Source organism: Vibrio sp. 99K-1, assembly GCF_013114585.1.
Taxonomy (GTDB): Bacteria; Pseudomonadota; Gammaproteobacteria; order Enterobacterales; family Vibrionaceae; genus Vibrio; species Vibrio chagasii_B.
In genome coordinates, this window is the sequence record NZ_VTXF01000003.1 from 220,001 (window position 1) to 244,271 (window position 24,271).

General features: G+C 45.0%; 22 protein-coding genes. 17 read left to right on the forward strand and 5 right to left on the reverse strand.

Going from position 1 to position 24,271, the window contains the following annotated elements; all coding sequences use genetic code 11:
- The first annotated feature begins 190 nt into the window (after positions 1-190).
- Positions 191-967 carry a peroxide stress protein YaaA gene (gene yaaA / locus F0228_RS03965; RefSeq protein ID WP_171730844.1) on the forward strand — a complete coding sequence of 259 codons (777 nt, stop codon included), beginning with the start codon at positions 191-193 and terminating at the stop codon, positions 965-967.
- Between the two features lie 113 nt (positions 968-1,080).
- On the opposite strand, the gene srmB is transcribed toward yaaA, so the two are convergent.
- Together srmB and F0228_RS03975 are read right to left on the reverse strand one after the other, a co-directional pair.
- The gene (gene srmB, locus F0228_RS03970; RefSeq protein WP_061033355.1) at positions 1,081-2,346 is read right to left on the reverse strand and encodes an ATP-dependent RNA helicase SrmB; all 1,266 of its coding nucleotides are present in this window, start codon (positions 2,344-2,346) and stop codon (positions 1,081-1,083) included.
- A 107-nt stretch (positions 2,347-2,453) separates the two neighbouring features.
- The gene (locus tag F0228_RS03975) at positions 2,454-3,182 is read right to left on the reverse strand and encodes a methyltransferase (protein WP_061033354.1); all 729 of its coding nucleotides are present in this window, start codon (positions 3,180-3,182) and stop codon (positions 2,454-2,456) included.
- 314 nt (positions 3,183-3,496) lie between these two features.
- On the opposite strand from F0228_RS03975, the gene brnQ reads away from it, so the two are divergent.
- Positions 3,497-4,810, forward strand: coding sequence for a branched-chain amino acid transport system II carrier protein (gene brnQ / locus F0228_RS03980; RefSeq protein WP_105058976.1), 1,314 nt, complete (start codon positions 3,497-3,499; stop codon positions 4,808-4,810).
- A 124-nt stretch (positions 4,811-4,934) separates the two neighbouring features.
- Here the strand turns inward: brnQ and fldB are convergent, their stop codons facing one another.
- Positions 4,935-5,456: a flavodoxin FldB gene (gene fldB, locus F0228_RS03985; protein ID WP_061033352.1), complete on the reverse strand. Its 522-nt coding sequence runs from the start codon at positions 5,454-5,456 to the stop codon at positions 4,935-4,937.
- 150 nt (positions 5,457-5,606) lie between these two features.
- Here fldB and xerD point away from each other — a divergent pair, with 150 nt between their 5' ends.
- The 8 genes from xerD (at position 5,607) to F0228_RS04025 (ending at position 15,059) form a co-directional block, all read left to right on the forward strand.
- Complete coding sequence (gene xerD, locus F0228_RS03990) at positions 5,607-6,521, forward strand: site-specific tyrosine recombinase XerD (RefSeq protein ID WP_008224436.1); 915 nt, start codon at positions 5,607-5,609, stop codon at positions 6,519-6,521.
- Between the two features lie 26 nt (positions 6,522-6,547).
- Positions 6,548-7,327 carry a thioredoxin fold domain-containing protein gene (locus F0228_RS03995; RefSeq protein WP_061033351.1) on the forward strand — a complete coding sequence of 260 codons (780 nt, stop codon included), beginning with the start codon at positions 6,548-6,550 and terminating at the stop codon, positions 7,325-7,327.
- A gap of 119 nt (positions 7,328-7,446) precedes the next feature.
- A complete protein-coding gene (gene recJ / locus F0228_RS04000) occupies positions 7,447-9,183 on the forward strand; it encodes a single-stranded-DNA-specific exonuclease RecJ (protein ID WP_171761915.1) in 1,737 nt (578 codons plus the stop codon).
- Between the two features lie 236 nt (positions 9,184-9,419).
- Positions 9,420-10,518, forward strand: a protein-coding gene (gene prfB / locus F0228_RS04005) for a peptide chain release factor 2 (protein WP_100205982.1) whose coding sequence is annotated in 2 segments (ribosomal slippage) — positions 9,420-9,494 and positions 9,496-10,518 — 1,098 coding nt in all. Because the reading frame shifts where the segments join, the coding sequence is not laid out codon by codon here.
- A 64-nt stretch (positions 10,519-10,582) separates the two neighbouring features.
- Positions 10,583-12,100, forward strand: coding sequence for a lysine--tRNA ligase (lysS, locus tag F0228_RS04010; RefSeq protein ID WP_061033349.1), 1,518 nt, complete (start codon positions 10,583-10,585; stop codon positions 12,098-12,100).
- Between the two features lie 270 nt (positions 12,101-12,370).
- The gene (gene vpsR / locus F0228_RS04015) at positions 12,371-13,705 is read left to right on the forward strand and encodes a cyclic-di-GMP-binding transcriptional regulator VpsR (protein ID WP_116870031.1); all 1,335 of its coding nucleotides are present in this window, start codon (positions 12,371-12,373) and stop codon (positions 13,703-13,705) included.
- A 586-nt stretch (positions 13,706-14,291) separates the two neighbouring features.
- Positions 14,292-14,543 carry a hypothetical protein gene (locus F0228_RS04020; protein ID WP_008224444.1) on the forward strand — a complete coding sequence of 84 codons (252 nt, stop codon included), beginning with the start codon at positions 14,292-14,294 and terminating at the stop codon, positions 14,541-14,543.
- Positions 14,544-14,747: 204 nt separating this feature from the next.
- Positions 14,748-15,059: a DUF6482 family protein gene (locus F0228_RS04025; RefSeq protein ID WP_061033347.1), complete on the forward strand. Its 312-nt coding sequence runs from the start codon at positions 14,748-14,750 to the stop codon at positions 15,057-15,059.
- 48 nt (positions 15,060-15,107) lie between these two features.
- Here F0228_RS04025 and mutH read toward each other — a convergent pair whose 3' ends face one another.
- Positions 15,108-15,773: a DNA mismatch repair endonuclease MutH gene (gene mutH, locus F0228_RS04030; RefSeq protein ID WP_061033404.1), complete on the reverse strand. Its 666-nt coding sequence runs from the start codon at positions 15,771-15,773 to the stop codon at positions 15,108-15,110.
- Positions 15,774-16,389: 616 nt separating this feature from the next.
- Here mutH and rppH point away from each other — a divergent pair.
- The 7 genes from rppH to F0228_RS04065 all read left to right on the forward strand — a co-directional run bounded on the left by rppH (position 16,390) and on the right by F0228_RS04065 (position 23,908).
- A complete protein-coding gene (rppH, locus tag F0228_RS04035; protein ID WP_004739545.1) occupies positions 16,390-16,908 on the forward strand; it encodes an RNA pyrophosphohydrolase in 519 nt (172 codons plus the stop codon).
- Between the two features lie 2 nt (positions 16,909-16,910).
- Complete coding sequence (gene ptsP / locus F0228_RS04040; protein WP_116870032.1) at positions 16,911-19,160, forward strand: phosphoenolpyruvate--protein phosphotransferase; 2,250 nt, start codon at positions 16,911-16,913, stop codon at positions 19,158-19,160.
- A gap of 8 nt (positions 19,161-19,168) precedes the next feature.
- On the forward strand, positions 19,169-19,960 hold the full coding sequence (locus F0228_RS04045) for a sulfite exporter TauE/SafE family protein (protein ID WP_171731954.1): 792 nt from the start codon (positions 19,169-19,171) through the stop codon (positions 19,958-19,960).
- 55 nt (positions 19,961-20,015) lie between these two features.
- Positions 20,016-20,837: a prolipoprotein diacylglyceryl transferase gene (gene lgt / locus F0228_RS04050; RefSeq protein ID WP_008221585.1), complete on the forward strand. Its 822-nt coding sequence runs from the start codon at positions 20,016-20,018 to the stop codon at positions 20,835-20,837.
- 9 nt (positions 20,838-20,846) lie between these two features.
- Positions 20,847-21,698, forward strand: a complete 852-nt coding sequence (locus tag F0228_RS04055; protein ID WP_061033344.1) for a thymidylate synthase — start codon at positions 20,847-20,849, stop codon at positions 21,696-21,698.
- A 123-nt stretch (positions 21,699-21,821) separates the two neighbouring features.
- Positions 21,822-23,216, forward strand: coding sequence for a winged helix-turn-helix domain-containing protein (locus tag F0228_RS04060; RefSeq protein WP_171731955.1), 1,395 nt, complete (start codon positions 21,822-21,824; stop codon positions 23,214-23,216).
- A 215-nt stretch (positions 23,217-23,431) separates the two neighbouring features.
- Entirely contained in the window at positions 23,432-23,908 is a 477-nt protein-coding gene (locus F0228_RS04065; protein WP_061033342.1) for a hypothetical protein, read from the forward strand.
- Between the two features lie 43 nt (positions 23,909-23,951).
- On the opposite strand, the gene F0228_RS04070 is transcribed toward F0228_RS04065, so the two are convergent.
- Positions 23,952-24,119, reverse strand: a complete 168-nt coding sequence (locus F0228_RS04070) for a hypothetical protein (protein ID WP_171761916.1) — start codon at positions 24,117-24,119, stop codon at positions 23,952-23,954.
- Positions 24,120-24,271 lie beyond the last annotated feature (152 nt).

A 24,271-nucleotide genomic window follows, 5' to 3' on the forward strand; every position in this document is an offset into this window, starting at 1 on the left:
ACGATTAGAAAGGCTAAGGTTTCGACCTTAGCCTTTTTCTTTGTCTACCGTTTGTTATTTTGCGGTTTTGGTGATTGAAAGTGGGTGGTTAGAATCATCTATCAAAGTAATAGGAAGAGTCATAAAGACAAGTTGATGTTTTTTCTATACTCTAGCAGCATCCAGTTAGATAACCGATTAGGGTAAAGTTATGTTAGTTGTCGTCTCTCCAGCCAAAACACTTGATTACGAATCACCACTAGCGACAGAACGCTTTAGTCAGCCGGAGTTTGTTGAACACTCTGCTGAACTGATTGAAGAGTGCCGCAAGCTGACACCTGCAGATGTCTCTGCATTGATGAAAGTGAGCGATAAGATCGCTGGGCTGAACGTAGCGCGCTTTGAGCAGTGGAGCGAAACTTTTACCCAAGAGAATGCACGTCAAGCCATCCTTGCCTTCAAAGGTGATGTATACACAGGCCTAGACGCTGAAACACTATCGGATGAAGATTTTGACTATGCACAGAATCATCTGCGTATGCTTTCTGGTCTTTACGGCTTACTAAAGCCACTTGATTTGATGCAACCTTACCGTTTAGAAATGGGCACGCGTTTAGCAAATGCTCGTGGTACTAACTTGTACCAGTTCTGGGGCAACATCATCACAGACAAGCTGAATGAAGCGCTGAACGCTCAAGGCGACAATGTGCTGATCAACCTAGCATCTAACGAGTACTTCAAAGCGGTAAAACCAAAGAACTTGGATGGCCAAGTAATTACACCGGTATTTAAAGACTGTAAGAATGGTCAATACAAGGTGATCAGTTTCTACGCGAAAAAGGCGCGCGGCATGATGGCTCGCTACATCATTGAGAACAAAGTGGACTCAATTGAAGCGCTGACTCAGTTTGATACTGCGGGTTATTACTTCGTAGAAGAAGAGTCGAATGTGAAAGAGTTGGTCTTCAAGCGTGAAGAGCAAAACTAGACGTTATTGATTAATGGTCGTCACGCTCTATGGCGAGACACCAGCCAGATAGAGAAAAGCCCCGTGCAGCGAACTGCATGGGGCTTTTTTATTGAATCGTTGAAGCAGCCAAATTACTTCTTCTTAGCCGCTTTCTTTTTCTTCGCGATTTTTTTCTTCTTCGCGATTTTCTGTTTCTCTACCGCTTTCTTATCTTCTTTCTTTGGTTTCTTTTTCTTGGTTACAGCCGCTTTCTTGTGTGTTGGGCGCATACCTTCAACAAAGCGCTCTTTGATCGCTTCTTTGGTGTAACGAGCAACACGTTCAATCATCAGTTGATCGTGCGCTTCGATTAGAGAAACCGCGTTGCCTTTTTTACCTGCACGAGCGGTACGGCCGATTCGGTGTAGGTAAACATCAGCCGTGCGTGGCATGTCGTAGTTGATTACGTGGCTTACGTCTGGAAGGTCGATACCACGAGCCGCTACGTCAGTTGCTAGCAGTACGTTTACTGTGCCATCACGGAAACGAGCAATTGCATTGTTACGACGATCTTGAGGCATTTCGCCTTGAATCCAAGCACATGGAATCTGAGCGCTCTCTAGTAGTGCGCGCAGGTCGCCTAAACGCTCACGAGTCTTTAAGAACACGATACTACGCTCAGCTTCTTTAGTAATGATGTGTTTTAGCAGCTCGAGTTTGTGCTCAGCTGTGTCTGCACGGTGGTACCATTGAGTGATCTTTTTACGCTCACGTAGTGATGATTTTGCGTCGATCTCTGCTGGGTTGTTCAGTAGGTCTTCAGTGAAACCTTCAACACCTTTACCTTCTAGCGTTGCTGAGAAAAGTAAAGTTTGCTTACGCCAGCGACACTCTGCAGATAGGCGATCAACAACAGGACCAAAGCCCATGTCTAACATGCGGTCTGCTTCGTCTAGGATCAGCCATTCGATCGCACGACAATCAAAGCGCTCAGCTTCGATGTATTCCATAAGACGACCTGGAGTCGCAACAACGATGTCTTGCGTGGTGCCAAGAATGTCTGCGTGCTCTTGGTACATCACACCACCTGTGATGGTGAAGATGTTTAGCGCAGTGTATTTCGCAAGCTCACGAGCTTGGTCAGTGATCTGCATTGCTAATTCACGGGTCGGCGTCAGGATAAGCATACGAGCAGGGCCCGCTTTCTTACGTGGGAAATCCTGAAGGTACTGCAGTGCTGGCAGTACGAATGAGGCTGTTTTACCAGTACCTGTTGGCGCAGAAGCCAAAACGTCTCTTCCATCTAACGCTTGTGGGATAGCTTCAGCTTGTATCTGTGTTGGGCGTTCGTAGCCCATTTCGTCAATTGCTTTAAGCAGCTCTTGGTTTAGATCGAGTTCTGCAAAGGTTCTGATCACTGTTGTTTCTCCACAAGCAATAAATGTTTCTGCCTCAAAAAGCAGACGATAAAAAAGAGTAGTCGGACATTATAGAAGCATTAGTGATTAGGATCACATGGTATTTGCTACATCTTGAGATAAAAATCTTTGGTGAGCGCTATAAATGCCTCGCTATAACCATTTTGATGATGAATGGTAAGCGATTCACGCTGCAAATCGGCCTCACACGCAGGATCTTTCGATAACTCAAACAATATTCGACTCGCGGGCTTTTTGTCTGTTGTTTTGACATCAAGACGTTTGGCCAAGTACCAACCGCACTGTTTGGCAAGCTTGATAAAACCTTCTCCCTCAGGCGTTGGCAGTATAAAACTGGCGGTTGCAGTTTCGGTTGTTATCTCGAAACATCGTTTAGCAAGTTGCAGGTGATCCAAGCTGTCGGTATGTCTGGCGGTGGCTCTTTGGCTCTGCTGTGCCTGTTCCCCAGAGTTGAAGTAGGGTGGGTTGCAGATTATCGCGTCAAACTTTTTCGGAAAGTCGGTGGTGAGTACACTGCCATTATACAGAGTGATGCGATCTTGCCATGGCGACTGCTCAATATTAATGGTCGCAGCCTCAATCGCATGTGGATCAATATCGATCGCGGAGATCGAGACGTCTGTAGAACGCTGCGCGGCCATCAAGGCCAAAAGCCCGGTGCCAGTTCCAATATCGAGTGCCGAGGACTTGGGTGTAATGCTTACCCATGCGCCAAGGAGTACACCATCGGTGCTGACTGGCATACCGCTTTGCCCACCGTAAATTGAGAATTGCTTAAAATTGAAGCTTTTAGTCTGCACGATTTTGTCTTTCATGAATGTTCTGAGTATCGAGATATTTTAAGTGATTAGCTCTAATGTTAACCACTTTTATGGATCAATGTTCTGTTTGAGAAACTATTGTTGTGAATTATGGTTAGTTTATAATTGTGGCTATTTTTTCATATCTAGTGGAATCCACTGCTTTTTGTTTGTATATGCAAATTTATATGGTGTTTTTGTGTCGTGACTTGCAGCTAGCCAGTTGTTTCGTCATTATGCGCGACTATTTTATAGATTGAATGGCAGCTTTTCGCTGTAACATTCACGTAAGCACAACATAAATTCATAAATATAATTAAGGATTATCTGTGAAACAGAGTCTAAAACTAACAGATATAATGGCATTGGGCTTTATGCTTTTTGCGTTTTTCTTGGGTGCGGGTAACATCATCTTCCCACCTCTAGCTGGTCAATTGGCTGGTGATCATTTCCTTCCAGCGATGTCTGGTTTCCTGCTGACTGCCGTTGGTCTGCCGTTAATCACTATCGTAGCTGTTGCACTTGCGGGTGGTTCTTGGGGTCACCTGACTAAAGATCTTCCTAAGAAAGCAGCAACCATCATGGCTGTGTTGATCTTCATTATCATTGGTCCTGCATTTGCTGCACCACGTACCGGCCTTGTTGCTTATGAGATGGCGGTGAAACCGTTCTTCATCGATGCCTCTCAAGCCCACCTAACTTTCTTTTCTATCGCGTTTTTTGTGGTTGCCATGTTCTTCTCATGGTCTCAAGGTAAGCTTATTGACGTCATCGGTAAGGTACTGACACCGGCCCTATTTGTGGGTTTGGTTGTACTGGCTATCGCTGTATTCGTTAATCCTCAAGGTGACATTCTTGCTGCTCACGGTGAATACATTACTCAACCGCTGACAAAAGGTTTCCTTGAAGGTTACAACACCATGGATACTTTTGCTTCACTGATGTTTGGTATGCTGATTGTGGATTCTATCCGCAGCAAAGGCATCACTGACCGTGCGGCGACAACTAAGTACCTGATCAGTGCAGGTTGTATTGCAGCGGCTGGTCTAGCGTTTGTTTACATCTCTCTGTTCTTCCTTGGCGCGACAAGCTCAACGGTTGCTGCAGGCGCTGACAATGGCGGTGCGATCTTAAGCCTATACGTTCAATCACTGTTTGGTCCTTCAGGTCAGTTAGTACTTTCTGTTATCGTACTACTAGCGTGTCTAACAACAGCGATTGGCCTTGTGTCTGCGTGTTCTGACTACTTCAGCTCATTAACGCCGCTGTCTTACAAGACTTGGGTAATCATCAACGGTGTTGCGTGTGCTACGGTAGCGAACGTTGGTCTTTCTCAGCTTATTTCTCTGTCTGTTCCTGTATTGTTTGCGCTTTACCCAGTAGCGATCGCATTGGTAGCACTGACGTTCTTGCGTAGCCGTTTCCCTAATCCAAAAGCGGCGTACCGCGTTGTGGTATTAGTGTCACTACTGTTCGCTCTTATCGATGGTGCAAAAGTAGCGGGTGTTGATGTATCTGCATTGAAGATGCTTCCTCTGTTTGAGATCGGCATGGGTTGGTTACTTCCAACGGCGGCTGCAATCATCTGTATGTTCTTTGTTGGTAAGTCAGCAGAGCAAGAGATGGCAGAAGAGACGGTTTAATCTCTGATTGAGATTAGATAGTCATTCTGGATGACATAGAAAAGGCCTCATTACTTCGCAGTAATGAGGCCTTTTTGTATGCTGTGTGCTTTGATATGAACAGCTGTTCGAGAGCTTACATGGCTTATAGCTTCTCGCTGTACTCAACCAGAACTTGTTCTACCCAGCTTGCGATACGGTCGTCGCTGAGTTCGTATTGTGAGTCTTCATCCAGCGCTAAGCCGACGAATTGTGATTGATCTTCTGTGAGCGCTTTAGACGCTTCGAACTCGTAGCTGTCGTCGTTTGGCCAGAAGCCAACAAATTGAGCTCCGGCTGTTTTTAGCTCGTCATGCAATAGACCCATCGCATCTAGGAACCACTCACCGTAACCTTCTTGGTCACCTAAGCCAAACAGTGCTACAACCTTACCTTTTACTGGTGTTGTCGCGATGTCGTCCCACAGCTCATTCCAATCTTCTTGGATTTCGCCAAAGTCCCACGTAGAGATACCTAGCAGTAACAGGTCGTAATCTGCCATCAATGAAAGCGGAGTTTCTTTCACGTTATGGATATCAACTAGGTCTTCACCAATAATGCCGCGAATCTTTTCTGCTGCCATTTCTGTGTAGCAGGTGGTTGAGCCGTAAAATAATCCAATTTTCATAGCAAACGTTCGATTTTAATTTCAGATGGCGAATTCTAACCATAAATCGACTTCGATTGCAGCGATTATCCACTCAAGCTGTAATTTTTATGGCATTCATATTTGCTCTGGCATACTCTCAAAACAGTTTCCAATATTGTGAGTAACACTATGCAGTCGCCTCAAGGGCAGAGCGCAGACCACGGTCTCGTTGAACAGTTTTTAGATGCTATGTGGATGGAGCGAGGGTTATCAGAGAATACTCTTGTCTCGTATCGTACTGATTTATCCAAACTATTAACGTGGATGGAACAGAATAATTATCGCCTCGACTTTATTAGTCTGTCGGGATTACAGGACTACCAAAGCTGGTTGGTTGACGCGGATTTTAAGCAGACTTCCCGTGCACGTATGTTGTCGGCAATTCGTCGTTTGTTCCAATACTTACATCGTGAGAAAGTCAGAGCTGATGATCCGAGTGCGTTGTTGATTAGCCCTAAGCTGCCACAACGTCTGCCAAAAGATTTGAGTGAAGAGCAAGTGGATGCTTTGCTCGATGCACCTGATCCGAATGACCCGATTGAACTTCGCGATAAGGCGATGCTTGAGTTATTATATGCAACCGGTTTGCGCGTGACGGAGCTGGTTAGCCTAACGATGGAGAACATCAGCCTGAGACAGGGCGTGGTACGTGTTATTGGTAAGGGCGGTAAAGAGCGCTTGGTGCCAATGGGCGAAAACGCTGTGGACTGGATTGAGAGTTTTATTGAACAAGGGCGCCCGCAACTGCTTGGTGAAAACAGTTCAGATGTGGTTTTTCCAAGCAAACGTGCTAAACAAATGACCCGTCAGACATTCTGGTATCGTATTAAACATTACGCGGTTATCGCAGGTATTGACACAGAATTGCTGTCCCCGCACGTTTTGAGACACGCTTTTGCCACTCATTTACTGAACTATGGTGCCGATCTTAGGGTCGTACAGATGTTACTTGGGCATAGTGACTTATCGACAACCCAAATTTATACTCACGTGGCGACTGAAAGGCTGAAGCAAATTCATACTCAGCATCACCCTCGTGCTTAAATCCATTTATTTTTAAGGTGAACTTAATGAGCGTATTACGCCGTCTTCCTCTATTAGCGCTGCCGCTGATGATCACTGCATGTAATGCATCAGAAGCGAAAGTAGAACAAACCACAACAGCCGCAGAGGTTGCTTCAGCTCAAGATATTGATACTGCGGCGCTCACCAAGCGTTTTGAAAAAATCGGTATCAAGGTGAACAAGATTGTTCCTTCGGATATTGATGGTCTTTTAGAGATTCAAACCAACAGTGGCATTATTTTCTCTTCTCCAGCGGGTGACCATTTTCTAGCAGGCACACTTTACTCTCTGGATGAAAACGGCAAATTCAGCGACGTATTGGCAGAGCGTCAAGCGCCAATCAATGCTAAGAAAGTAGCGGCATTGTCTGATACGGTTATCGAATATAAAGCAGATAACGAAAAATACGTTGTGACCGTGTTTACTGACATTACTTGCGGTTACTGCGTTCGTCTTCACAGCCAAATGCAAGGCTACAACGACTTAGGTATCACAGTACGTTACATGGCATACCCACGTCAGGGTGCTACGGGCCAAGTGGCCGATCAAATGGCGGCTATCTGGGCTTCTGACGATCCAAAAGCCGCAATGCACAATGCTAAGGTAGAGCGTAAGATGCCAGCTTCAAGTAAAGACCTTGAAGAGAAGAAACAGATTATCGCTAAGCAGTACCAACTGGGTCGTGAGCTTGGCATCAATGGTACTCCTGCAATCGTATTGGCAAGTGGTGAGTTGGTGAGTGGTTACTTACCGCCAGCACAGCTGCTTCAGCGTCTAGAGCAGTAGTTTCGTCTTTAGCAGAGCTGTCACAGTCGTCATCAGTTAATATGGCGACTGTATGACTTATTTATATCCCACGTTTTTGATTTAAGGAGTGGCCTGATTGATATCAGGCCCATTTTTATATGATAGAGATTCAACGCCGTCCTGAGGTCGACATTTCCGTTTTACCTGCTCATTTACCAGATTTGTTAAAACGCATCTACGTGAGCCGCGGAGTTAACAGTGCAGACCAACTTGAGACTGCAGCGAAAGGTCTACACTCCTATCAAAAGCTAGGGGGTATTGATGACGCTGTCGAATTGTTGTTTAAGGCGATTCAGCATCAAAAACGCATTATTGTTGTTGGCGACTTTGATGCCGATGGTGCAACCAGCTCTGCGTTGTCGGTACTTGCGCTGCGTATGCTAGGCAGTTCAAATGTTGATTACCTAGTACCCAACCGTTTTGAAGATGGTTACGGTCTTAGCCCTGAAGTGGTGGAGCAAGCAATCGAGATTGGTGCGGAAGTGATCATGACGGTTGATAACGGTGTCTCTTCGATTGAAGGGGTGCGTTTTGCCAAAGAGAAAGGGTTAGAAGTTCTGGTCACTGATCATCACTTACCGGGCAGTGAATTGCCTATGGTTGATGCGATGGTGAACCCGAACCTAGAGAGCTGTGCATTTCCGTCTAAAGCCCTCGCTGGTGTTGGCGTGGCTTTCTATCTGATGATGGCACTGTGTGTTCACATGCGCAAACTGAATTGGTTTGCTGAACGTGGCATGACAGAACCTAAGCTAATGGAGCTGATTGACCTTGTCGCTCTAGGCACCGTTGCGGACGTGGTGCCACTTGATGAAAACAACCGAATCTTGGTGCACCAAGGCTTGCAACGTATTCGAGCGGGTAAAGCTCGTCCGGGTATTCAAGCCTTGATTGAGATTGCAAAACGAGATGCGAAACGTTTGGTCGCTTCGGATTTTGGTTTTGCATTGGGTCCTCGTATCAATGCCGCCGGCCGACTTGACGACATGTCGTTTGGTGTTGAGCTACTGATGAGTAACAACATCCACGCTGCACGTCGCATGGCGAGTGAACTTGATGGTTTGAACCAGACTCGCAAAGAGATCGAAGAGGGCATGAAACAAGAAGCGATGGCTTTCTGTGAACGCCTTGAGTTTGGTAAAGACGACTTGCCTTCCGGCTTGGCATTATTTCAACGTGATTGGCACCAAGGTGTGATTGGTATTTTGGCTTCCCGTATCAAAGACAAATACCATCGCCCTGTGATTGCGTTCGCCGATGGTGGAGAGGGGAGCATTAAAGGCTCGTGCCGCTCGATTCCGGGTTTGCACATGCGCGATGCGCTAGACCGTATCGACACTCAAAACCCAGGTTTGATTCTTAAGTTTGGTGGCCACGCAATGGCGGCTGGCTTAACGATCATGGAAAAGGATTTTGAACGCTTTAGTAAACTGTTTAACGATGTAGTGAAACAAGAACTCGGAGAAACGGCACTTAAGGGCATTATCTTGTCTGACGGAGAGTTGCTGCCTGAAGAGTTCTCTATGCACACCGCTGAAACGCTACGCGCGGGTGGCCCTTGGGGGCAAGCATTCCCAGAGCCTATCTTCGATGGTGAGTTTAAAGTGTTGCACCAAAAGCTGGTGGGAGAAAAACACCTTAAGTTAATGTTAGAGCCATTATACAAAGGCCACCCAACCAATGTGATGATTGATGGCATCGCTTTCAATGTTGATTTGCGCCGCTGGCCAGATGCCTCAGTGAAAACGGTACATCTTGCCTATAAGCTGGATATTAACGAGTTTCGTGGTAACCAGTCATTGCAGTTAATGGTTGACCACATCGAAGCAAAATAGCCTAACTTCAATAAGATTACGGCTTCTTTCGCCTTATCAAAACAACAAGCTCGGATGTGAAATTCGGGCTTGTTTTCATTCCTAAATCGCCCGCAACGGCACCAATTTCTGAGCTTAAAACTTTATATTGTTGTAAGTGACTGAATATTGGTTTGCCCTCTAAAAATTTCTGTATCTCCGTCACACTTTTGAGTACAATTCTCCGGTTAAATTCTACTCATAAATGATGAGCTAAAATGTTTGAAATCAATCCTATAAAAAACCGTCTGCAGGATGTGTCTGAGCGCACAAATATCCTGAGGGGGTACCTTTGACTATGACGCTAAGAAAGAGCGTCTAGAAGAAGTAAACGCAGAGTTAGAACAACCGGATGTATGGAACGAACCTGAGCGTGCTCAAGCGCTAGGTAAAGAGCGTTCTGCACTGGAAGCGGTAGTAGAAACGATTGACCAACTTGACCAAGGTGTTGAGGATGTTGATGGCCTACTAGAGCTAGCGGTTGAAGAAGAAGATCAAGAAACGTTCGACGAAATTGAACCAGAACTAGCGGAGCTTGAAGCTAAGTTAGGTAAACTTGAGTTCCGTCGTATGTTCTCTGGTGAGCATGACGCTTCAGATTGTTATATCGATCTACAGTCGGGTTCAGGTGGTACTGAAGCACAAGACTGGACTTCAATGATGCTACGCATGTACTTGCGTTGGGCGGAAGCGAAGGGCTTCAAAACGGAAGTTATCGAAGTATCTGAAGGTGAAGTTGCTGGTTTGAAAGGTGCAACGGTACGTATCTCTGGTGAGTACGCGTACGGTTGGCTGCGTACAGAGACAGGTGTTCACCGTCTAGTTCGTAAATCACCATTTGATTCAAGTGGCCGTCGTCATACTTCATTTGCATCTGCGTTTATCTATCCAGAGATTGATGACAACATTACGATCGACATTAACCCTTCTGACTTACGTATTGACGTATACCGTGCTTCGGGCGCTGGTGGTCAGCACGTAAACACCACGGAATCAGCGGTACGTATTACTCACGTTCCTACCAACACTGTGGTTCAATGTCAGAATGACCGTTCGCAGCATAAGAACAAAGATCAAGCGATGAAGCAGCTACGTGCTAAGCTTTTTGAACTTGAGATTCAAAAACAAAATGCTGAAAAACAAGCGAATGAAGATACTAAATCAGACATCGGTTGGGGCAGCCAAATCCGCTCTTACGTACTGGATGATTCACGTATCAAAGATTTACGCACCGGCATTGAAAACCGTAATACTCAAGCGGTTCTTGACGGTGACTTAGACAAATTTATTGAAGCTAGCCTGAAATCAGGTCTGTAAGCTTTTTACCGACTATATTTGCGAAAATATAGCTGTTCAAATTATACAAGCAGGGTACATCTCAATGACTGATGCTGTTCAAAACGAAAACGTACAAGAAGAAAACAAACTAATTGCTGAGCGCCGTAGCAAGCTGGATCACATCCGCCAAAGCTGCAAAGCAAATGGTCACCCAAATGATTTCCGCCGTGAGCACCTAGCTGGCGATCTTCAAGCGGAATTCGGTGAGAAGACTAAGGAAGAGCTAGAAGAGCTTAACCACATCGTTGCGATCGCTGGTCGTGTAATGGCGAAGCGTGGTCCATTCCTTGCGATTCAAGAAACTTCTGGTCGTATCCAAGCATACGCAGCGAAAGACGTACAAAAAGTACTGAAAGAGAAGTACCAAGGCCTAGATATCGGTGACATCATCGGTGTTAAAGGTGCACTTCATAAGTCAGGTAAAGGCGATCTTTACGTGAACATGGAAGAGTTTGAACTGCTGACTAAAGCTCTTCGTCCTCTACCAGAGAAGTTCCACGGTCTAACTGACCAAGAGATGCGTTACCGTCAGCGTTACGTTGACCTAATCGTGAACGAAGATTCTCGCAACGCATTCATCGTGCGTTCTAAGCTTGTTTCTTCAATCCGTAACTTCATGAGCTCAAAAGGCTACCTAGAAGTTGAAACGCCAATGATGCACGTGATCCCTGGTGGTGCGACTGCACGTCCATTCATCACTCACCACAACGCATTAGACATCGACATGTACCTACGTGTTGCACCTGAGCTTTACCTTAAGCGTCTAGTGGTTGGTGGTTTTGATCGTGTATTCGAGATCAACCGTAACTTCCGTAACGAAGGTCTGTCTCCACGTCATAACCCAGAATTCACAATGATGGAATTCTACCAAGCGTACTCTGATTACAAAGACCTTATGGATCTAACTGAAGAGATGCTAAGCACAGCGGCTATGGACGTTCTTGGTTCTACTTCTATGCCTTACGGTGACGAAACAGTTGAGTTCGGTGGCAAGTACGCGCGTATGAGCATGTTCGATGCGATCAAGCACTACAACCCTGAGCATGCTGAGATTCAAGCACTAACAGAAGCAGACCTACAAGACCGTGAGAAGATGGTAGCAATCGCGAAATCTGTACACGTTGAAGTGGAAACGTTCTGGACATGTGGTCAGCTTCTTGAAGAGATCTTTGGTGAAACGGCTGAGCCTCAGCTAATTCAACCAACGTTCATCACAGGCTACCCAGCGGATATCTCTCCTCTAGCTCGTCGTAGCGATGACAACCCGTTCTTCACAGACCGTTTTGAGTTCTTCATCGGTGGCCGTGAAGTAGCGAACGGCTTCTCTGAGCTTAACGATGCACAAGACCAAGACGAGCGTTTCAAAGCGCAAGTTAACGCGAAAGACGCGGGTGATGATGAAGCAATGTACTACGATGCAGACTACATCACAGCACTAGAGCACGGCTTACCACCAACAGCGGGTCAAGGTATCGGTATCGACCGTCTAGCAATGCTATTTACAAACACGCACACAATCCGTGACGTGATCTTGTTCCCGGCAATGCGTCCACAAGCGTAACTCTCGCTTACGGGTCGTAACACCCAATAAAATTTAAAAGCCACCTTCGGGTGGCTTTTTCTGTTTTTAGAGCTCAAAACCTAGTCTGTACCGCACTCTTGATTCGAAAAATCACTATTTCTGACATAGTCTTACTATTGAGACATAAAATCTAAGATAGTCTCACTACTATACGTCTCTGCGCTGAATACGATCTCGTGGCATCTAGTCGAACGAAAAGCGATGAGTCGTATTAGTCTGATTTAAATAAAAATAGAATAAGGAAGAAGGATGGGAACTCAATTTAAGATGGATTCCTTACCAGGTTCTCTTATCGTCGTTGGTGGTGCGTACGAACCCTGGTTATCTGTATTAGAACAAGTGGGTTGGCAGTGTACCCAGTGTGCTGACTTGCGAAAAGCGGATGCCTTGATTGCTGATATTGGCCCATGTATTGGTATTGTCGATCTCAGCCATGATGAATTCAGTCTTAATGGTATTGCTAACCTTGTGAGTAACAATAAGCAAGTACGATGGCTCGCTTTTATCCGTGAATCGCAATTAAGCTCTGATACGATCTGCCAATTTATCGTTAACTTCTGTATCGACTTTTTCACGGCACCTATCCCTGATGCTCAGCTATTGAGTACGATTGGACATCAGTTGGGAATGCTCAAGTTAGAACAGAAAGTATGGCCAAATTACGGTATCAATAACAATATGGGCTTACTGGGTGACTCAGTGGCTGTGAAGCGCTTGAGAGATCAAGTAAAGCGTATTGGTCCAACCGATGTCAGCATCCTGATTTATGGAGAGAGCGGCTCAGGCAAAGAGACGATTGCACGCTCTATTCATCAAAACTCCTCACGATCTCAAAAGCCATTTCTAACGGTGAACTGCCGTGCCTTGTCTGAAATGAGAATAGAAGCTGAGGTATTTGGAATATCAGCACAACCAACGTCTTCTCCTTGTATGCTGGAAGAGGCCGATGGTGGCACCATCTTGCTCAATGATGTTTTGGCGATGCCACGTAATCAACAGTTGAATCTGCTGCGTTTTCTACAAGAAGGCAAGATTGAGACCGCAGAAGGACCTAAGTCTGTTGATGTGAGAATTCTGGCTGCGAACTCCTCTGATATCGAGAAAGCACTGATAGAAGGGGACTTCAATGAAGAGCTTTATCACTATATCAATGTACTGCGCATTCATGTTCCGAGTCTGAAAGAGCGTGTAAGCGATATCTCCGTACTAGCTGATCACTTCCTACGAGAGTATTCGAAAGAGTTTAATGCTCAGGCTAAGAGTTTTTCAGACGATGCCATTCGTTCGATGAATCGCTACCACTGGCCAGGCAATGTTCGCGAATTGATGAATCAGATAAAGCGTGTTGTGTTGATGTCGGATGCAGTGATCATCGAAGATCACCAACTCGATTTACCAAAACAGAATGATGAACGACGTAGCTTGAAGAGTATTCGTGAACGTTCAGAGCGCGATGCGTTGTTAATTGTTTTGGAATCATACGGTGGTCAGGTTTCGCTGGCAGCTAAAGAACTTGGTGTATCACGGGCAACCATGTACCGTTTGTTGAATAAACACAGCCTTATTTCTGAGGGAGTTGTGTAGAACTTTCTTCTAAGTCATTCAATCTGTTCGTGTAAATTTAAGAGCCACGCATCATGCGTGGTTTTTTTGTTGCTAGTCGTTGCGTTTATGTTCGAACAACTGAGAGATGAACTCTAAGTCGTTAAGAGAGATATGCTGTGATTTTATATAATCATAGTGAATATGTTATATGTAAATGAATATGCAACTGATATTTCAGGCGATTGCATTGTTTTAAAAATGTTAACCAATTAGCGGTTGAATAATATACTCACTTGGTTAGACTTTAACCGTGAAAGCAACGATTTAACAAAGACTTGTCTGCTTTTACTTCCCCATTTCTTTTTGGATTTTTTAGTTAGCTTGGAGGCGCAAATGAAACATTTCGATTTTATACAGCACATTTGCGCGTCGTTTGATCCGTGTACTGACATGGTGACTGTTATGTCACAAATCTCAGCCATGGCCGATCGAAACACCCAAGATAAACCTAACTAATAGATCCGTATCCTTATTTGGCTGCGGAAAAATAGCAGCTAAGTGAGAAGCCCTCATACTATCTAACACGCTATTTTTCCTCAGTTGACTCAACAACTGGAGAGTTATTATGCGTCACTCAGTATATTTAAAATTAGCAACAGTCCTTATCCGTGCCGATCTTCGTCGTGAAGAGCGGGAATGGCAGCGAAAAGTACGTCGTAGTTCACTAGACCTACCTTGGCACAACACTCATTTGCTAAGAGATATTGGCCTTGAAGCCGATGGTCGTCCAATTGGTTTCTCTGAGCCTGAAGTTGTCACCATTGAACGTCGTGTTCGTCATCTTCGTCGTGTTCTTAGCGCGCGAATACCGACGTAATCTTTCGGGGTTGATCGCACCTTTCAACCCCTTAAATCATTGACGGTGATAGTTAGGTGTCAAAAGTGAGCGCTTTTGAACTAGAACTGGACAAAAAAGAGAAGCATTGGCTTCTCTTTTTTGTTTTTTTAATCGATAAAAATCAACGTGCCCTAGTAAAGAAATAGAGTTCTACTAAGCTATAGAGAGCAAGGGAGGCCGGTTATGCAAAAGCATCAGTTAGACATGTGGCTACATGGAGAGCACAAAGACTCGTATCAAATCCCCAAAGTGTACGTTATTGGCTGTTCCGATATCTCGGAATATCTGCTGGCTGTGGAGTACAAACATAAGCTTGAGCCGGTAAAACAAGATGGTGAGCCACTTCACTTTGGATCTTTGGATCAAGTGAAAGAGGAGTTACTCCGGCTAGGGTTTGAAAAGGCCTATCTTCGCTTGCACAATGCTTATGACGAATTTGGCAGTGAGCCAAGTCAAAGCTACTGTGATATCGAATTAGCGTTGAAACCTCATTGATCAAAGAACGTAACTCACTGATATTGTTTCGTACTAATGTTTATTGGGCTATGCGTAATGCGTCGTCAGCAAGTTGTGAGTAAATTGAGTTCGCAAATAAAACCCACGAGGCTTGGTCTTGATGGGCTTGCCACTGGCTCCATAAGCTTCAGTTAACACGCGACTGTTTGCGGCCTTTGGACGTAAGTGTAGGGCTTCTCCATGCCTTGCCGTGATCTGTTCAACGTTCCCTAAAACGATCAACTCCATCAACTCTTCCCAGTCTCTCTTTAGGAGTTCGTTCTCAGCTTCACTTGGTGTCCATAGTAGTGGTGATCCAACGTGACGTTCTGCCAGCGGGATTTCTCTTTCCCCTTCTACAGGGATCCACAACACTTTAGACAGTTTATTGCGAACATGGCTGGTTTCCCATGTCAGTCCTTGCACTCCCATTAATGGCGCCACACAAACAAAGGTGGTTTCAAGTGGCTTACCAGAATAGCCAATCGGAATACTCTTTAGCTCGATGCCTAGCTTCGCGAAATCCTGTTCTGGTTTACTGCCAGCAGGTGCTCCTAAGTGCCATTCTAACAGTTGCCCAACCCAGCCTTTGTCTCGCTTAAGATCGTTTGGCATGTCCATCTCTGCTTCATCAGCGAGCTCTCTGAAGGTCATCCCGGCAATCGCGTAAGCTCTGTCTAACAACTCTTGTTGTGTTTGTGGTTCTGGTTTCATAATAAAAGGCATGATCAAAAAAATGATTTTATCAGAAGTTATCACCAAATGACGACTGGTTAAGAAATGATCTCCTAGTCGAAGAAGGGATCAAACTTAGGGTTATCCACAGGACATAAAGGTAATTAATTGAAATATTAATTTAGTGGATAAATAAACAGGGGTTTTTGGTGGATAAAATGCTTGCTAAATGGGGTGTAAAATGAATCTTTCACTTGGTAGTGTGGATAAACACCGGGGTGGTTGATCTTTGAGCAGCTTGTGTTTTTAAAAGATCTTTTGTGTTTTGACTGTGCTTTGATTTTTTATTTTTATTTTAAGGTGTTGATTTTTAATGTTTAAGTTTTTGTTTTTCTAGTGGGCTGGTTTTAGTGTTGATGAATCTATGGATTAAATAAAACGATTGCGGCTAATTCTTCACATAGTTATTCACAGAAAAGGTGAATAAATGTGGTCTAGGTCTCACTATTGTGTGGGTAACTCGAATTTGAGCAAAACTTATCCATATTTGCAGATAATATTCATAAATATAGCGCTTATCACGTCACTAAGTTTGCTCCAATTGGGGATATGTGGAAAAATCAGTGTAATTAAAAATTTAGATAGAGGTTGGCCAGTGATAGATGGCGATGGTTACCGATTAAATGTTGGTATTGTAATCTGTAACAACCATGGTCAGGTCTTCTGGGCTAAACGATACGGGCAACATTCATGGCAATTCCCTCAAGGGGGAATAGATGAAGGTGAAACTCCGGAACAGGCAATGTACCGTGAGTTGTATGAAGAGGTTGGCCTTACTAAAAAGGATGTAAAGATCGTCGCGACAAGTCGTCATTGGTTACGCTACAAGCTACCCAAACGACTGGTTCGGTGGGATTCTAAACCTGTCTGTATTGGACAAAAACAGAAGTGGTTCCTTTTACGCTTAGATTGCGATGAATCGCGTATCAATATGCAGCGTGGGAGTACACCTGAGTTTGATGGTTGGCGTTGGGTGAGTTACTGGTACCCAGTTCGACAAGTAGTTTCTTTTAAGCGAGATGTTTACCGTCGAGCGATGAAAGAGTTCGCATCTTTAGCAATGCCGTTTAAAGAGCGAAAAACAAAAGGAAAACGCAAATTGCGTAGAGGTTAAGCATGCTCAGTCAACTAAGGGAAATAGTTGAACACGTATCAAGAGTTGAAGATGTATCGACGGCACTTGATATTCTAGTTAAAGAGACATGCAGTGCGATGCAGACGGAATGTTGCACCGTGTATTTAGCCAATAATGATATGCAGCGCCTTGAGTTGATGGCAACTCAAGGCCTGATCTTTGAAGGTAATAGTATTCACATTGGTTTCGACGAAGGCTTAGTTGGCCTCGTGAAACGAAGTGCTGAACCTATTAACCTTGCACAAGCGTCTGCTCACCCTGCTTATAAGTTTTTTCCAGAACTTGGAGAAAACATTTACCACTCTTTTCTTGGTACTCCTATTATCCATCGCAAGCAAGTGCTTGGCGTATTGGTTATTCAACAAAAAACACCTCGTTTATTCAGCGAGATGGAAGAGTCATTCCTCGTTACGCTCTCAGCTCAACTTGCGGTTATTGTCGCGCACGCTCAAACCCAAGGTCATTGGCTGTTGGAACAACAAAAGCTGCCAGGCATCAAAGGTATTGCTGCTTCATCTGGGGTAGCGATTGGTGATCTGTGGTGGGACAACACCCAACCTGAATTAACGGATGTGTATCCTGCTTCGACGCTCAATATCGAGCGCGAGCAAGAGTTATTGGCAGTGGCGGTTGAGAATGCCCTCAATGACTTCAAGCGCATGCGAAAGCGCTTAGACAGTGAAATCAATAAAGACGCATTGGCGATCTTTGACCTGTTTACGCACTTACTCAACGATCCTATGTTGCGTAAGGATCTAAAAAGCCAGATTCAGAAAGGCGATAAAGCGGACTGGGCACTAAGGCAGGTGGTTGAGAGCTATTCCAATCGCTTTGCTCGTATGTCGGATGTGTATCTGCGTGAAAGAGCACAGGATATCCGAGAGCTCGGTCAAAGGCTGTTGTACTTCCTTCACAACTCTGAGTATGAGCTACGTACCTTAGATAAGCCGATTATTCTGGTGGTTCGTGAGTTAACCGCTTCAGTATTAGCGTCGATTCCAAAAGAGAAGCTGTTGGCAGTGATCTCTTTGGAAGGGGCGGCGAACTCGCACGCTGCTATTTTATCTCGCGCGCTTGGTATTCCTTCGGTGATGGGGGTTAGCATTAACCTCGAGCAAGCGAATGGTAAGCAAGCCATCGTCGATGGTTATAGTGGCGAGATCTTTATCGAGCCGACCAAGAACCTGCTCAAAGAGTATCGCGGGCTGATTCTTGAAGAGAGTGAGCTCTCCTCAATGGTCAATCGCGAGCTGTATCTACCTGCGAAAACCCAAGATGACCAACAGGTCGAAATCCTACTTAATGCAGGTTTGAGTGCTGATACCAATATTGCCATCAACCAAGGTGTAGATGGCGTTGGTTTGTACCGAACGGAAATCTCGTTCTTGTTGCAACAACGTTTCCCATCAGAGGATGAACAGTTCAAGCAGTATCGCTCTGTGCTTTCGAGCTACCCAAATAAGCAGGTGGTGATGCGTACGCTCGATATTGGTGGTGATAAGGCATTACCTTACTTCCCAATCGAAGAGGACAACCCCTTCCTTGGCTGGCGTGGTATCCGTTTTACGCTGGATCATCCAGATATCTTCATTATTCAACTGCGTGCCATGCTACGTGCGAGTTGTGAAAGCCATAACTTGAGCATTCTGCTACCGATGATTTCGGGCGCTCAGGAGTTGGATGACGCCCTGCAGTTGATTGAGCAAGCCTATGATGAAGTGCATGAACTTGATAATCGAGTACGGATGCCCCGTATCGGTATCATGATTGAAGTGCCTTCGATGCTCTACTTGTTACCACTGATTGCCGACAAGGTCGATTTTGTTTCTGTCGGTACTAATGACTTAACCCAATATTTATTGGCCGTTGATAGGAACAATTCCCGCGTCTCTGATGTCTATGAATCTATGCACCCGGCAGTGATCATGGCATTGAAACAAATTCATGATACTTGTAAGCAATATCAATTACCTGTGTGTATTTGTGGCGAGCTAGCCGGTGATCCAATGGGCGCATTGTTACTGCTTGGGTTGGGGTATCAGACGTTAAGTATGAACACCTCGAATGTTGCTAGAACCAAATATTTGATTCGCCAATCTAACTTGAGCGAATTACAGGATTTGGCAAATAAGGCACTTTCAAAGCCGTATGGCAGTGACATCTATAGTATGATGCTGAACTATTTCGAAGAGCGTGAATTTACAGGCTTCATTCGAGCAGGTAAAAAATAGGAATTAACGTGTCATATGAACTCATAGGCTTGCTAGCAGGCCTTGGTGCTGTTGTTGGTGTTTTAGCTGGCTTGCTGGGTATTGGCGGTGGGTTGCTGGTGGTTCCGGCATTACTGTTCTTGCTCCCGAAAGCGGGTATCCCTCAAGAGTTTGCAATGCAAATGGCATTAGCGACCTCGCTATCTACCATTATTGTTACGTCAGGATCGTCTGCGATTAACCACTTAAAGTTGGGTAACGTTGAGATATTTGTCGTTAAATGGTTAATGCCAGGGGTTGTGGTTGGCGGTTTTCTCGGTTCTTTTGTAGCTGACGTTATTCCTTCTCAATACTTACCTAAAGTTTTTGGTGTGATTGTGTTAGTGCTAGCACTGCAGATGCTGTTGTCGATTCGCTCTAAGAGCCAAAAAGCGATGCCGGGCTCTGCGACAACCATGTTATGTGGTGGTGGCATTGGTTTGGTTTCAAGCTTGGCGGGTATTGGTGGTGGGTCGTTGTCTGTACCTTTCCTTAACCATCATGGTGTGGAAATGCGCAAGGCAGTGGGCTCGTCTTCGGTGTGTGGTTTCGTTATCGCTATCTCTGGAATGTTAGGCTTTATTTGGCATGGCTCGTCTGTCGAGGGGCTGCCTCCGTTTAGCCTCGGCTATGTCTACCTGCCTGCCTTGGTTGCGATATCGTGCACATCAGTACTAACCACACGAGTGGGGGCGAAGCTGGCTACGCAATTACCAACACCAGTACTTAAGAAGTTCTTTGCGGTATTTTTAATGTTTATAGCAGCGACCATGCTGCTGTAGTGTCTTTCGTTAGCGATTGAGCTAACCGTTATTCAATTTAGATAGAGAGCCAAGTATGTCTCAGGGTTTTATTGAATTCCCAAATATCGATCCTGTTCTTATTGAACTAGGACCAATCTCAGTTCGTTGGTACGGCCTAATGTACCTTGTCGGTTTTATGTTTGCTCTTTGGCTAGCAAATCGCCGAGCTGATCAGCCGGGTAGCGGTTGGACTCGAGAGCAAGTATCAGACTTATTGTTCGCTGGCTTTCTAGGTGTGGTACTTGGTGGTCGTATTGGCTACGTGTTGTTCTACAATTTTGACCTTTTCTTAGCGGATCCACTGTATCTATTTAAAGTATGGACTGGCGGTATGTCTTTCCACGGCGGCTTGCTGGGTGTTATCACCGCAATGTTCTGGTATGCGAAAAAGAATGGTCGCACCTTCTTCGGCGTTGCAGACATGATTGCACCATTGGTTCCATTTGGTTTAGGTATGGGCCGTCTAGGTAACTTCATGAACAGTGAACTATGGGGCCGTGTTACGGATGTGCCATGGGCAATTGTATTCCCGAATGGCGGTCCACTTCCTCGTCACCCATCTCAGCTTTATGAAATGGCACTTGAAGGGATCGTGCTGTTCTTCATCTTGAACTGGTTTATTAAAAAGCCTCGTCCTCTTGGTTCTGTATCAGGGTTATTCCTTGCAGGATATGGTACATTCCGCTTCTTAGTAGAATACGTACGTGAACCAGATGCTCATTTAGGCTTGTTCGGCGGGTTTATCTCTATGGGACAAATCCTATCACTGCCAATGGTTATCATCGGTGCGCTGATGATGGTATGGGCATACAAGCGCGGTCACTACAAAGACGAATTACCACAACAAACGAAGTAAGGAATTGGTGTGAAACAGTATTTAGATCTCTGTCAGCGTATCGTTGATAACGGTACTTGGATTGAAAATGAACGCACGGGCAAGCGCTGCCTAACTGTGATCAATGCTGACCTTGAATATGATGTTGGTAACAACCAGTTCCCACTTGTCACTACACGTAAGAGCTTTTGGAAAGCGGCAGTTGCTGAACTGCTTGGCTACATTCGCGGTTACGACAACGCTGAAGATTTTCGTAAGCTAGGAACGAAAACTTGGGATGCGAATTCGAACCTGAATGAAGCATGGCTGAATAATCCTTACCGCAAGGGTGAAGATGACATGGGCCGTGTTTATGGTGTTCAAGGCCGAGCATGGGCAAAGCCTGATGGTGGTCATATCGACCAGCTGAAGAAGATTGTTGATGACCTGACAAACGGTATCGATGACCGTGGTGAGATCTTAAACTTCTACAACCCAGGTGAGTTCCACATGGGATGTTTGCGTCCGTGTATGTACAGCCATCACTTCTCTCTACTGGGTGATACTCTGTACCTAAACAGTACTCAGCGCTCTTGTGATGTACCACTAGGCCTGAACTTCAATATGGTTCAAGTGTACGTGTTCCTAGCTATCATGGCGCAAATCACGGGTAAAAAAGCGGGTGTGGCTTACCACAAGCTAGTTAACGCTCATATCTATGAAGATCAACTGGCGCCAATGCGTGATATTCAGCTAAAGCGTGAGCCTCTAGCTGGCCCTACATTCCACATCAACCCAGAGATTAAGTCTCTAGAGGATTTAGAAACTTGGGTAACAATGGATGACTTCTGGGTTGAAGGTTACGAGTGCCACGAAGCGATTAGGTACCCATTCTCGGTTTAATCGTATCCGTTTGTTTGATTGAAAGGCTGCCACTGTGCAGCCTTTTTTATTTGTGATACTTGGCTTGCTTACTATTTATAAAACCAATAATCTTGTGGGGTCTTTTCTAACTACAGAACTACTATGACTCGCTCGCATTGCTTTGTATTGCAACACGATTTTCCTATTGCTTTCTACCCTGATAAAAATCAGTTAGTGGTGGATAGCGAAGCGATTCATTTAGAGCCTTTGCAAGCTAAATTGCTGAGTTATTTCATCGAAAATCGCGGGCAAGTGGTTAGCACTCGGCAGATAGCCGCGGATGTGTGGCAAAGAACTCAAGTGTCTGACAACTTGGTCAGACAGGTCATCAGCTTGCTGCGCAGTCAGCTTCAGGATAAATCACGTCCGTATCGGATTATTCAGACCATTCCTAAGCAAGGTTACCTGTTCGATGTTGAGGTGACTCAGTCGAGCGTCGAACCAACTCCCGTTGAGGGCGTCTCTCAACCTGAATCTACCCCTTTTGTTGCTAAGTCGAAAAAGAAAACCATCGCCCTGATTACAACCGCAGTATTCTCTGTTGGCTTAATAGCAACTTGGGCGTGGCAAACCGATGTCCCAACCAGTGGCACTGCTGTTGTTTCTGCTCACCAAAGTGATGTGATTCCTGTTTATATCCATGACATAACCCTAGATTCTTCGAACGATTATGAGATGTCAGAAAGCGTCTATAACTATCTTTTCTATGGGCTGAACTCAGCTAAAAAACTATCGGGTTACCACTTTTCTCAGCTATCGAAACAGGGGAAGCAATCACTGGCTAATAATGGTGTCGAGCTCAAAGGTTGGCTTAAGCAAGAGGGGGGTGACTATGTGTTGAGCGTGCTTGTACAAAACAATCGCCAACCGAATCAAAGTCAGAAGGTGGAAAAGACCTTTAGCCAAGATAACTTCTTCGATGCCATTGGGGATGTGATTCTAGAGATCAAAGCCATTATTGCTCCTATGAGCTCAGAATACGGCGTAGCGAGTCATCGCGTGACCTCTATTGATAACTACGATGATTGGAGTGTTATCTCTGAGGGGATATCGTTGTTCTACCAAGGTAAAGGTGGTCAGCCATTTGAGGAAATAGCACTTCAGTTGGATACGATTCAACAACAAGGGCGAGATAATTATCTGGTCAATGCCTTGCTGTCGTATTCGGAATCTTTGGCTTATTTGCAAAGCCATGAGCAAGAAGATCGCGAACATGCGCTACAACTGGCAAAGCAAGCCTTCGAGATGAACCCGCGTTGTGATATCGCGAATCTAACCCTGGGTCTTGCACTGTTAATCAACCAACATGCCAACCAAGCTTTCCCTTACCTTTTTTATGCAGCCGAAAGCACACCGAGCCCAATCAGTTTTTATCTACTAAGTGTCGCTGACAAGCTGTCGGACAACCCAAAAGGTTCGCAATACAACTATCAACGCTACACCGAAGTGAAAAAAGAGCATAACGGTCAACTGTTTGATCTTATTGAATCTTTATAAAAAACAAACTTTTTCTAAATGCCTAAACTCCCACTTATGTGAAGGTGTGAGGGAGCGCTGGTGGCATGGGAGTTAGGTTGGTTTTCCCAGTCCTAATGGGCTTCTTAACATGTTTGTTTATTGTTTGTAGTCAGCCTTGATTGCCTTGCATCAAGTGTAAACACGCCGACTTCCACATACTGGTCCTCAAATCATTCATTATTTGGGGTACACACATGTTGAAGAAATTTGCTTTTCAGATCATACCGATTCAGATCTTTTTATTCGTCTTTTGGTTCAAAAATGGCTTTATCGATAAAGTGATGGGCGTGTTACTTGGCTTTGTTACACCTGATACCGCTTATGCAGGTGATACCTGGGCTGGTTGGAAAGGTTATATTGTTGGCACTTGGGATAAGAGCCAAGTCGGTCATGTTTTACTTAGCCCAACGTTCGACTTTATGTTTCCGATTCTAATTGCGTTGCAATGCGTTCCATTTTTACTGGTTATTCGCTCGGTGTTTGCCGGTGAGTTCATGGTCGGTAAAGAGCGTCCGTGGTTACTTTATGCTGCTTTCTCTTCCCTGTTTGTGACTGCTTGTATGGCGTTTACTCAAACCATCACTGGCGCGAGTGACGGACAGTATTTATGGCAATTTATCGGCTTTGGCATGGTTGCGATCATGTACCTGCGTAATGAGCAGGGTAAGTAAGCGTTTTTTAGATGCGAGTAAACGGGATTCGAGATGCGAAGAGCTAAGAGTAGAAATGAGTAAATGAGATTAGGAATACGAAAAACATACCTAGGTTTGAGTCGGCGATATACCAAGTACGACTATCACAGTTCATGTTTTTCGTTACTCGCTTACCCGTATCTCTAACCTGCTTCTGACTCTTCGTTACTCGTTTACTCGAATCCCGCATCTTTTTTTGTTTCCCGCATCTGCTCTTATAAAAGAAAAAGCCCGCAACCTGAACTGACCCCCAATAGTTGGACACCAATTATTGGGGGTCTTTTTATGTCCAAATATAGCCGAGAGCTAAAATGTATCATTGCTAAGCAATATTTAGATGGC